Source organism: Flagellimonas sp. CMM7 (assembly GCF_021390195.1).
Classification (GTDB): domain Bacteria; phylum Bacteroidota; class Bacteroidia; order Flavobacteriales; family Flavobacteriaceae; genus Flagellimonas.
On the sequence record NZ_CP090003.1, the window covers coordinates 752,828 to 764,515 of the forward strand.

The 11,688-nt window shown below is 36.1% G+C and carries 12 protein-coding genes; 4 read left to right on the plus strand and 8 right to left on the minus strand.

Going from position 1 to position 11,688, the window contains the following annotated elements:
* Positions 1-48 precede the first annotated feature (48 nt).
* Entirely contained in the window at positions 49-957 is a 909-nt protein-coding gene (locus LV704_RS03465; protein ID WP_163421726.1) for a type IX secretion system membrane protein PorP/SprF, read from the plus strand.
* Between the two features lie 12 nt (positions 958-969).
* Positions 970-2,949, plus strand: a complete 1,980-nt coding sequence (locus LV704_RS03470; protein WP_163421725.1) for an OmpA family protein — start codon at positions 970-972, stop codon at positions 2,947-2,949.
* Between the two features lie 37 nt (positions 2,950-2,986).
* Here LV704_RS03470 and LV704_RS03475 read toward each other — a convergent pair whose 3' ends face one another.
* The 3 genes from LV704_RS03475 to LV704_RS03485 are packed head-to-tail and all read right to left on the minus strand — an operon-like array spanning position 2,987 to position 4,657.
* Positions 2,987-3,814, minus strand: a complete 828-nt coding sequence (locus LV704_RS03475) for a mechanosensitive ion channel domain-containing protein (RefSeq protein ID WP_163421724.1) — start codon at positions 3,812-3,814, stop codon at positions 2,987-2,989.
* Positions 3,815-3,838: 24 nt separating this feature from the next.
* Positions 3,839-4,027 (minus strand): hypothetical protein, encoded by a 189-nt coding sequence (locus LV704_RS03480; protein ID WP_163421723.1) that lies wholly within the window; start codon positions 4,025-4,027, stop codon positions 3,839-3,841.
* Between the two features lie 3 nt (positions 4,028-4,030).
* On the minus strand, positions 4,031-4,657 hold the full coding sequence (locus tag LV704_RS03485; RefSeq protein WP_163421722.1) for an RNA polymerase sigma factor: 627 nt from the start codon (positions 4,655-4,657) through the stop codon (positions 4,031-4,033).
* 91 nt (positions 4,658-4,748) lie between these two features.
* Here LV704_RS03485 and LV704_RS03490 point away from each other — a divergent pair, with 91 nt between their 5' ends.
* On the plus strand, positions 4,749-5,429 hold the full coding sequence (locus tag LV704_RS03490; RefSeq protein WP_163421721.1) for a hypothetical protein: 681 nt from the start codon (positions 4,749-4,751) through the stop codon (positions 5,427-5,429).
* A 12-nt stretch (positions 5,430-5,441) separates the two neighbouring features.
* Here the strand turns inward: LV704_RS03490 and LV704_RS03495 are convergent, their stop codons facing one another.
* The gene (locus LV704_RS03495) at positions 5,442-6,587 is read right to left on the minus strand and encodes an MFS transporter (RefSeq protein ID WP_163421720.1); all 1,146 of its coding nucleotides are present in this window, start codon (positions 6,585-6,587) and stop codon (positions 5,442-5,444) included.
* Positions 6,588-6,649: 62 nt separating this feature from the next.
* Entirely contained in the window at positions 6,650-7,471 is an 822-nt protein-coding gene (locus tag LV704_RS03500; protein ID WP_163421719.1) for an aldo/keto reductase, read from the minus strand.
* A 153-nt stretch (positions 7,472-7,624) separates the two neighbouring features.
* Here LV704_RS03500 and LV704_RS03505 point away from each other — a divergent pair, with 153 nt between their 5' ends.
* The gene (locus tag LV704_RS03505; RefSeq protein WP_163421718.1) at positions 7,625-8,506 is read left to right on the plus strand and encodes an AraC family transcriptional regulator; all 882 of its coding nucleotides are present in this window, start codon (positions 7,625-7,627) and stop codon (positions 8,504-8,506) included.
* Positions 8,507-8,642: 136 nt separating this feature from the next.
* Here LV704_RS03505 and LV704_RS03510 read toward each other — a convergent pair whose 3' ends face one another.
* The 3 genes from LV704_RS03510 to LV704_RS03520 all read right to left on the minus strand — a co-directional run bounded on the left by LV704_RS03510 (position 8,643) and on the right by LV704_RS03520 (position 11,670).
* Entirely contained in the window at positions 8,643-9,710 is a 1,068-nt protein-coding gene (locus tag LV704_RS03510; RefSeq protein WP_163421717.1) for a M12 family metallopeptidase, read from the minus strand.
* A gap of 164 nt (positions 9,711-9,874) precedes the next feature.
* Positions 9,875-11,152 (minus strand): kynureninase, encoded by a 1,278-nt coding sequence (gene kynU, locus LV704_RS03515; RefSeq protein WP_163421716.1) that lies wholly within the window; start codon positions 11,150-11,152, stop codon positions 9,875-9,877.
* A 53-nt stretch (positions 11,153-11,205) separates the two neighbouring features.
* Positions 11,206-11,670: a GNAT family N-acetyltransferase gene (locus LV704_RS03520; RefSeq protein ID WP_233782135.1), complete on the minus strand. Its 465-nt coding sequence runs from the start codon at positions 11,668-11,670 to the stop codon at positions 11,206-11,208.
* Positions 11,671-11,688 lie beyond the last annotated feature (18 nt).

Genomic DNA, 11,688 nt, shown 5'->3' on the forward strand with positions numbered 1-11,688 from the left:
AATCCAATTCCAAATCTGAAAAATCAGATAAAACTTAACCAGTATAACATGAAAACATTTCACAAGTATACGCTATATCTATTTTTACTTGTAGGCTTTTATTCAAACGCACAACAATTGCCTCAGTTTACACAGTATATGTTTAATACCATCTCAGTAAATCCAGCATATGCAGGTAGTAGGGAAAGTATTAACATGACCGCTTTACATAGAAACCAGTGGGCCGGACTTGATGGTAATCCAACCACGAGTACTTTTTCATTTCATACACCTTTGAAAAATGAAAGAATAGGTTTGGGACTATCTTATATTACAGATCAATTGGGGTTTGAAGATACCAACTATGTATACGGGGATTTTTCATATACCATTCCCGTTTCTTTTGAAGCTAAACTTTCTTTTGGATTAAAAGCTGGGTTTACCAATTATAGATTACAGAACCCAGATCTTAACGATCCTTTTTTCAATGCCAATTTCAATAGTTGGAAACCAAACTTTGGTGCAGGAGTTTATTTAAGTACAGACAGATGGTACGCTGGTATTTCATCTCCGCGAATTTTAAACACGGATTTGAATGATGGCGAATTTGTAGCCTTAGAAAGAAATAGTTACTATGCTATTGCCGGTTTGGTATTGGATTTAACACTAGACATTAAATTTCGACCTGCTGTAATAACAAAATTCACTAACGGAGCACCTTCTACCTATGACTTAACCTCCAGCTTTTTATTTTACGAAAAAGTGTGGTTAGGTGGTTCTTATCGCTTTAATGATGCTTCCAACTTCGGTGCTTTCTTAGATTATCAAGTTTCCAACAACATTAGAATTGGTTATGCGTATGATCTTCCAACTTCAACTATTAGACCCTACACGGGAGGCACCCATGAAGTCATTTTAGTTTTTGAACCTAGACTTTCAAAAAAGACCAACCTATATAAATCACCGAGGTATTTCTAAAAAACGAGCTATATGAAATCTTCCAAAACCATTATCAACTTATTTTTAGCACTTTTTTCGGTAGCCCTGCTTACAGCACAGTCTACAACGCAAAAGAAAGCGGACCAGTTGTTCTCTAAATTTGCCTATGCCAAGGCCATTCCGGAATATGAAAAACTGGTAGTTTCTGGCAGAAATACAAACCACGCCTATCAACGTTTGGCAGAATGTTATCTACTGTTAAGGGATTTTGAAAAGGCCCTCCCCTATTTTAAAAGATTTATAGACGACACCTCTACGCCCACAAACTTCTATTTTAAATATGCCATGGCCCTTAAAAGCTCCGGACAGGAAAAGGAGGCCTTAAAGTGGTTTAAGCAGTACAAAAAATTTCACAAAAATGATTCTAGGCTTAAACAATTCTTAAAAGATGGTAATCTGGCATCTGTTGTTTTTAATAGCAAAGAACGGTACGAAATTGAAAAAGTTCATTTTAATACGGAGTATAGTGAATTTGGAGCTTTTGTGCATGACGGACAACTTTACTTTAGTTCTAGCAGAAAAACTGAAGACTCCGATAATGTATATGACTGGAACAATGAATCATGGTTAGATATTTACCACATAACCGAAGGTGATAATTATGACAAACCCAAGAAATTTAAAGGTGAAATCAATTCAAAATTCCATGAAAGTTCTATGGTTTTTTCTACTGATTATAAGAATGATACTATAATCTATTTTACCAGAAACAATTATTTCCAAAACAAAGAAAGTTTCTACACTACAAAAGAAGATAAGAATATTGAAAAATTAAATAACCTAAAAATCTACAAGGCAGAAAAAATTAATAATGAGTGGAAGGTGACCAGAAACCTAAATATGAACGCCGACCATTATTCCTCAGGACATCCATCTGTAAATACCAACAGAACTCGATTATATTTTGCTTCAGATAAGCCTGGAGGTTTTGGGGGAACGGATATTTATTATTGCAAAATTCACCCACGAGGTGGTCTTAGCAAAGCAATAAATGCAGGACCTATAGTAAATACTCCAGGAAACGAACTATTTCCTTACGTAAATAATGAAGGACAGCTTTTCTTTTCTTCTGATGGTCATGTAGGTTTTGGTCAATTGGATGTTTTTGCAACAATTATTGCTGAAGATGGAGCTATTAAAGACGTTATCAACTTGGGGAAACCCATAAATAGCGAAAAAGATGATTTTGGCTATTATGCTTTGGATAATGGTGTGGATGGATATGTAAGTTCCAACAGAAAAGGAGGAAAAGGAGGAGATGATATGTATAAATTCAAATTTATACCTTCTCTAACCTTGGAAGGGGTTGTAACGGATGCAATTAACCTGCAAGCCCTAGATAGTGTTCAAATTTCGTTGTACGATCAAAAAACAGGAGATTTAGTGAATCAAACTATTACTGATGAAAATGGTGAGTACAAAATGTTCATCAATAGAAAACAAAACTACCTTATTGAGGCTGTTCGAAAAACACATCCTCATAAACATGTTTATTTCAATACAGCATCTACGCTTAGAACAACAAAAACAATTACAAGGGATATCCAGTTAGAGCCTATTGTTGATTTAAAGATTCTTGCAGATTTAAATAAGATTTATTTTGATTATGGTAAAAGTGACATTAGGCCAGATGCTTCTAAAGAATTGGACAAGGTCGTTAAGGTCATGATGGAAACTTATACAGACATGGTCATTCAGCTTGAAGCACATACAGATCCAGTGGGAAGTCACGGTTATAATGATCGATTATCCGAAGCCAGAGCAAAATCAACTTATGAATATTTAATAGCCAGCGGTGTTCCAAAAAAACGTATTCTATCTTATAAGGGATACGGAAAACGTAGACTGATAAATGATTGTACGGGAAAAGAGAATTGTTCTCAAGAACAACTAGAATTGAACCGAAGGACGGAGTTCCCTATTGTTCAGTTCAAAAAAGAAGATCGGACATCATTGGCCAAGTCAAAATAAAAAAGCACCCAATTGGGTGCTTTTTTTATTTAAATTTTTAAGACTTTACCTCCACCTTTTTTGACACCACTTCTTTTATCGGTATTACAAATTTTCCTGTTTTGGTAATCAACGTGAGGGTATTGTTTTCTATAGCTTCAATAGTACCTTCATTTTTTCCAATTACAACTTTATCACCCACTGCATAGGTTCGTCTGGTATAAAAAGAACGCAACAGGTCAGTAATAATATCTCTTGAACCCAATCCCAACCCTAAAGCAAAAGCTAAAAGGAATGAGCCCAAAATTAAAGTGATGTTATTGGTAATAATTGTGGTATCAATGCCTGCCTGATTTAAAGCTGTAATTGAAATAAAGATTACAATGATGTAAAACAGCATGTTGCTTACCAAGTTGGACCCTCCAAATTCTAAGGAATCGAACAGCTTCTTGACCGTTGTCTTAATGAAATTTCCAATGTACAAACCTATCATCATTAAAGCGAGTGCGCTGAACAACCTAGGTAGATAACGCAGAAGGTTTCCTATTTCTGTGGAAATGATTTCCCAACTTAAAATATCCGCAGCAACGATTAAGAAGACAAGGAGCAATAACCATTTTACAAAACCGAGTATTACTTTTATGATATCAATTTTAAAATCACCCTTTCCAAAAAGGTCCATCTCATTTATTTTATCGCTGAGTTTATCCAGTTTGGCCAATTTTAAAATTTTACCCAATACAAAAAGTACAATTTTAGTGACCAACCATCCTATCAAAAGAATGATTAGTGCACCAATAATTTTAGGCAGTGCCAATGCTACATCCCTGCCCATGGCGGCCAAAGAATCAAAGGTCAAGTTCTTCCATTCGTTAATTGTTTCCATATCTATAGTTTAATAGTGTTATTGTTAATTGTTTCCTGATGTTCTAAAAAGTTTTCGCAAGGCCGAACCAATATTGAAAGAGAACAGAGAAGCTAGGTCCATAATCAACTTTGCCGCTGCTATATCGTTCATTACTTTTTTCTTCATTCCAGGAGGCACTTCTCTCAGTGAGGCCTCTAACTCCCTAAACGGATTTCTTTTTTGCTTTGCCATCTATTATAAAGTATTATAGATTTCCATTAGTTTCTCCTTTGCTCTCTTTAAGCGCATTTTCACTGCACTTTCTCCAAGTTCCATCAATGCTACAAGGTCTTTTATTGATGCTCCATCTTGATATTTTAACAACAAAATGGATTTATCTTCAGCAGACACCAGTTCCAATGCCTCCTTAAGTTTGGTTGCCTTCATTTCATAAAGGCTTTCATCTGGCACTTCAACGATTAACTTGTGTTCTGAATTCTCAACTGGAACAGATTTATCACTCATTTTGCGCTGCTTGTTTCTGTTTACATAATTCACGCAAAAGTTATAGGTAAAGGAATATAGCCAAGTTGAAAACTTGGATTTCCCTTTGAACATTTTCAACTTAATGAACAATTGCAAAAAAACATCTTGAGTTAAATCCTCTGCCTCGTCCTGTGATCTAGCAAATCCGTAGCACTTGTTATAGACCATTTTTCCGTAACGATCATACAACTTGCCAAATAGCATAGGGTTGTTGTTTGCAACAATTCTCTCTACCAATTCCTCATCAGATAAATGAGCATATGGGTCATCTGCTTCCAAAGATTTCTTATCTAGGTTATTTATAAGAATTAGAAACAGCCTTTTTAGAAAAGTCACTTTAAACGTTTTTTTAGGTCCTATTAAATTCTTTGTGGAATCGTTGAACAAGATAATTTAAAATGCGAGTATATTTGAACTAAAATTTATTATGAAAGTCACTTCCCTTTTTACCATCTTATCCTTTTTCATCTTTTTATCTTGTAAGACTGAACCAAAAAAGACAATATCTGAAGAAAAACCAGAGCAAACCGTTCTTGAAAAAATAGCATTTGCGCATGGTTACGAAAGTTGGAAATCGGTAAAAGAGTTTACCTTCACATTTAACGTGGACAGGGATAGCTCTCATTTTGAACGTACTTGGATTTGGAAGCCAAAGTCAAATCATATTACATCTATTTCAGAAAATGATACCCTTACGTATAGTAGAAAATCCATGGATAGTATTGCTGTCAAAAGAAATGGTGGTTTTATTAATGATAGGTATTGGGTATTAGCTCCTTTTAATCTTATATGGGATGCTGAAAATTTCACCTATGAGCATATTGAAGAAGAAAAATCTCCCGTTAGCGGTGAGCCTATGCAAAAACTGACCATAGTATATTCAAACGAAGGAGGGTATACTCCAGGTGACGCTTATGATTTTTACTTTAAGGATGATTTTATTCTTCGCGAGTGGGTTTTCAGGAAAACAAATCAAGTGGAACCATCAATGACAACAACATGGGAGAATTATGTAGATATCGGTGGTTTAAAACTTGCACAAGATCATAAAAAACCAGAGGGAGGGTTTAATCTTAATTTTACCGATTTAGCGGTAATCAAAAACTAAATAATCAACATCTTATTTATTTTTCTTCAACAAGAGTGTTGTTGCCAAAACAAGTAGGATGCAGCCCAATAATGCATAAAAGCTATGGGTTAAGGAGGCGCTTTCCGCTATAAATCCCAAAATCACTGGTCCCAATAAAAAACCTGCATACCCTGTACCCGCTATAAAAGAAATGCCTTGAGCAGAATCCACTCCCTTGACATTTCCTCCAATGCGAAAAAGCTCGGGTACAATCACGGAGAAACCAAGACCGTTTAGGGCAAAACCCGTAATGGCCAACAGCGTATTTCCTGAAAGTACAAGCAAGTATCCTAAAAGCGCTATTACTGAGCCTAACGCCACAATTTTTATGGATCCAATTTTAGCGCTTATCCCATCTCCTAAAAATCGACCTAGGGTCATTGCCACAGAAAATGCAAGAAACCCCGCTCCAATAAATGCTTCTGGAGCAAGTGTTATTTCTTTTAGATATAGCCCGCTCCAATCTACAATAGCACCTTCACTTCCCATAGCAACAAAACCAATGATGCCCAGTAACAAAAGTGGTTTAAACAGTTTTAAACTAAAGGGTTCTTTATCCATTGGAGTCGCAACAATATGGATGTAGTTTCTGTAAAGAAAAAGGTTTCCAATAAGCACCAAAACCACCATTATCCCCATATGCAAAGCTGGATTTTCAATCATTGGTATGAAAAAACTTCCAAGCCCAGCTATTACTCCCCCTAAACTAAAAAAACCATGGACGGCTGACATAAAATTTTCTTTATCCTCTTTTTCAATTTCTGTCACCAACGTATTCATAGAAATATCTGTTAGTCCAGTACATGCTCCAAAAACAAAGAGGCTCGCCATCAATGTGTAATAGTTTGGCACCAAAAGTGGAAAAAGCGCCATGATACTGGTTAAGACAACGCTATACCAAGTAGCTCTACCTACACCCAATTTATTTATGATTTTGGATGCAATTGGGAATATGGTAAAAACGCCAAGGGAAAGACAAAATAGGGCAATCCCCAAGTCAGCTTTATCAATTTCCAACTTTTCTTTTACCGTTGGAATATAGATGGCCCAGGTACCAAACCAAATATTAAGGCTGGCAAATACCCATGCAGGGGCAAAATATCTTGGATTGGAAAAAATTAGTTGAAGTGATTTCATAGCTATACGTATGCGTGTAGTTTTTGTATTTTGAATGTTATTGTTCTTAGTCTTAATTGGGCCTATTCAATATGGGACAAATCTTCCCCTAATCGTCTATCTTTATTTAGTGCTTCAATAATATCCATTTCCTCGGAAGATAGCTCAAAATCAAATATTTTAAAGTTTTCCTTTATTCTCAATGGGTTTACCGACTTAGGGATAACAGCTACTCCTCTTTGGATTAGCCACCTCAACGTAATTTGTACAGCAGACTTATTATGCGCCTTTCCTATTTGAATGAGTTCGGGAAAATTTAAAACCTCTCCCATCATAATGGGTCTCCATGCTTCCAGTTGTATGTTATGTTTGATTGCAAAATCTCTTAACTGGTTTTGGCTAAGATGTGGATGCATTTCTATTTGATTAAGCGTTGGAACACATTCAGAATATTCCATTAAATCTTCTAATTGAGGAATACTAAAATTACATACCCCTATCGCTCTTGCCCTACCACTTTTATAAATTCTTTCCATAGCTTTATATGTCTCTTTATACTTGGACTTTACAGGCCAATGCATTAAATACATATCAATATAATTGGTTTGTAAGCGCTCTAAACTCCTATCAAAGGCAAGTAAGGTTTGATCGTAGCCCTGTTCGTTATTCCATATTTTGGTTGTTAGAAAAATCTCTTTTCTTGCAATTCCACTTTTCTTTATTGCTCTTCCGACACTCTGTTCGTTTTGGTAGGCCGATGCTGTATCAATCTTACGATAGCCTGTTTGCAAAGCAGAAATAACCGCATTCTCCACCTCTCCATCATTCTTCGCAAAGAGAACTCCTAAACCTATTTGTGGCATTTTCACCTTATTATTAAGTACAAAAAAATCTTTCCTGACCATGATGAGCTTTTTTAAGCTTAGTTAAATGCAACACAATATCTACACACAAAATAACTATGATATTTAGGTTATACTTTGGATAAATCATTCAAACAATACGACGTTTTATTCTTTTTTATATATTTAATTTTCATTTTTAGATAGTTTTACCTTATGAAACCAATGTTAGAGGCTATAAATGTAAATGTCAATTCTTCTTTTAAAGTTGAATCATATAACGCATCCACACATTGCGAATCTACAGGTTGGCATGTTCATCCAGAGTTTGAACTGGTCTATGTAAAAAATGGTTCCGGCCTTCTCAATATTGGCTCTAAAAAGAAAAAATATAATGATGGAGTGCTTGTTTTCTTAGGTGGCAACATTCCGCATGCAGACTTTGGAAATAAAGATTATGAAGATAGTCTAGAGATAGTCATTCAATTTAAAAAAGAGTTTCTAGACGAAAAACTCAAAGTATTCCCAGAATTAAGAAGAATAAAACAACTTATTGAAAAATCAAGGCAAGTTTTAATTTTTGATCAAGAAAGCAAAAATGTACTCTGGGATAGTTTCAAAAATTTTGAGCATATGGACAATCAAGGTAAACTGATAAACTTGTTATCCATTCTTGATTACCTATCCAAAAAGGCAACCTATGAAAACCTATTTGATAGCATTTCGTTGAGCAATTACAAAAAAGATGAGATTTGGAGATTAGAACAAACCTTTGAATACGTTAATACCAATTATCATAAAAACATTTCAGTAACTGAAATCTCCAAGCAGCTTGGTTTTACACCCAACTCTTTTTGCCGATTCTTCAAAAAAATGACCAGTCAGAAATTTATCAGTTTTGTGAATGAATTTCGAATTGGCAAAGCGCTTGAATTCTTTAATGAGAACAATACGGTTGTTGCAGAGGTAATGTACAAATCTGGCTTCAATGATCCTTCCTACTTTACCAGACAATTCAAAAAGTATCAAGGTACAACGCCATCCGCCTATTTAAAATTAAAATATAATGAATCAGATTTACAAGATTCTTTGTATTGACACCTTTTTAGAAGTATACCTAACGGAGAGATAGAACATATAAATGTCTAGCATATTCTTTAAAAAAGACCGTTCCGAAGAACGGTCTTCGTTTTTACAACTAAACAAGTTGTCCATGTATTAATCCCTGTTGTTATTAATTACATCTTGTGATAAAATTCCATCTGGTAAAATCCCTCTCGTATAAACTTCCACGATAAGTCACACGTTCTCCAACAGCATATCTCCTAAATCGAGACCATTCTTCAACACCATCACATGGACCGGTTTCTCCTCCAGTGTCTGGGTTGCCATCTGTGGATGGGTATAAGGAATTTGTTCCCTCTATATCCAGTGCCGATATTCTCGCCTGCCTTTGGGGTAAAAGGTTCCCATTTAAGTCCGTAATTGTAGGTCTTCCATTTTTACTAAAAGTAAAGCTACCATACATCATGGTAGAGTTGATATCAAACTGGCCCGTTAACAAAGTTGCCGAGTTACTTTTATAAAACTGATCTTGTGCTCCATTCTGGATATTCTCAAAATTGATTCTGATGAAATTATCTCTATCAGAACGATTTTGCTCATGGATATATCCTAAGGTATGTCCTAACTCATGGATGATGACCACAGCCGTAGCTCGAGTACCTAAACGAATAAAGCCTCTGGAGCCATTCATGCCAAGTGTTGCCACTCCAGAATTGCTATTGGATCCTGAGGAAGAAATAGTAACATAATTAGACTGATTGGTCCGCTCCTTAAATGTTACATTGGTTTTGCTCGTCCATTCATCAAAAGATTTCTGAAGTTCGGAACGCACCGATGCACTAAGCCCGCTAATTACATAATAGACAACACCATTGGTCCATTTGCGAGCACCACCTCCCAATCCAAGATTTGTTTGACCTGCATCTGGAACAGGGTTTTCAACAAAAGAATCAGAAGTATCCGACAATTGTTCTTCAAACAATCTGGTGTCGCTACCAGCTAAACTATAGGTACCATCTTTTTCAAGCCTTACTTTTACAGGTTCTCCTAAAAAGTATTTGGTAATAAATGAAGTATCCTGATCTTCTATGGATACTTCTTCATCCGGGGTTATCCCATTTTGATCGTCAACATCATTCTTCTCGCAAGAAGCGAAGCATACAACCACAGCCATTGTTAAAATCAGCAGTTTCTTAATACCGATTTTGGGGTTCATTTTTTCATTTTTACGTTTCATGTTCATTTTAATTTTGGGGTTAAAACTTAAATATGTACGTAAGAAAAACTGAGATAGTAAGTGATTACTGTATCTTTTCGATGAACGGAAGGCAAATAGAACGATACTTGTAAAATCAATGAAAATTTGGAAAACGGAACTGGGAAATAAAAATCATTATCCCCCTATAGCTTCTTCTTGGAAAGAATGCCCTGCTTTAAAATTTGTCCAAAATTATACATATCCGAATAAGAGCAATAGAATGGCGCTGGAGCCAGCCGTATAACGTTAGGCTCTCTCCAATCTGTAATTACCCCGTTCTTCATAAGATAATGGAACAAAGTCTTGCCCTCTCCGTGCAAAAGAACGGAGAGTTGACAACCTCGTTCATTTGGGGTAATAATTTCAAAAGAACTCTCTACTTCTTTATCAATCTCCTTTAAAACAAATTCGAGATAGGCAACGATTTTTTTCTGCTTTTCAATGAGGGCGTTCATTCCAACTTCATCAAAAAGCTCCAAAGAAGCCAGATATGGGGCAATGGACAATATGGGAGGATTGCTTAGTTGCCAGGCATCAGCAGTATCAATTGGGTCAAATTCGGGCTGCATTAAAAAACGAGTTTCCTTTTTTGTACCCCACCAGCCCTCAAAACGAGGAATATCTTTTTTGGCCAAGTGTTTTTCATTCACAAAAACACCCGAAGCATTTCCTGGGCCACTGTTCATATATTTATAACTGCACCAAGCCGCAAAATCAGCACTCCAATCATGTAGTTTAAGTTCCACATTACCAACAGCATGTGCCAAATCCCAACCTACAAAAGCACCAGCAGATTTTCCTGCATTGGTTATGGTTTGCATGTCTAGAACTTGTCCGTTATAATAGTTGACTCCTCCTATAAGTACCAAAGCAAGCTCATCCCCTACCTCCTTAATTTTTTCAATTATGTCTTCTGTTCTCCAATAATGTTCTCCATCTCTCTTTTTGACCTCAACAATGGCTTCGTTTGGATCAAGACCATGGAACCTCACCTGGCTTTGCAGCATGTACTGGTCTGAAGGAAATGCTTTTTCTTCACACAGGATTTTGAAGCGTTTAGCATCAGGCCGGTAAAAGGACACCATCAATAAATGTAGATTTACGGTAAGTGTATTCATTACCGATATTTCTTGAGGGCTGGCGCCCACTACTTTGCCCAAACCTTCAGTTAAGCGTTCGTGATAATCCCACCAAGGTTTTTCTGCATAAAAATGCCCTTCCACAGCGAGCTCTCTCCAGTCCTTCATTACATCATCTATAAATTTCTGAGTTCTTTTGGGCTGTAACCCTAAAGAATTCCCTGTAAAATAGATAACATCTTTTCCATTTGCTTGAGGGTAATGAAACTCTTGCCTGTATTTGGAAAGCTTATCTTCAGCATCCAACTGCTGTGCAAACGCAAGGGAATTTTGGAAAGTCATAGTTTTGGTTTGTTTCAAAAATACAATTTGTGGACTTATCTAATCTGTGTAATTCAGTCTAATCGCATTTCTATAAGGTGTTTTTTAAACCCTACTTTTTCATAGGCCTTTATTGCCGGAATATTATCTTCATAAACCGTTAACCTGACTTCCTGATATCCTTTTGATTTTGACCATCTTTTCAATTCTTCTACAATTTTTGCATTGATGCCTTTTCCCCTGTAATCTTCATGGGTGAACATAAAGCCCAAATAGGCATAATATTCATGATCAAGGCAGTGTCTCGCTTTTTTGGGAATGGCGTAGCCAGATGCTATAACTTTTCCTTCCGTTTCAGCCACCAAAACACAAGAATCTTCATCTAGCACTATTTCTTTTAGGTCATAGTAACTGATAGGATCTTCTTTTAAAGTAACATCAAAAGGGCGTTCCGCCTTAATGAGTTCTTGCTCAAAATCCAAAAGAATTGGCAAATCTTCCAAGGTGGCATTTCTTAACTTAAAGCCTGGTGACATCATAATCATCCATTTAATTAA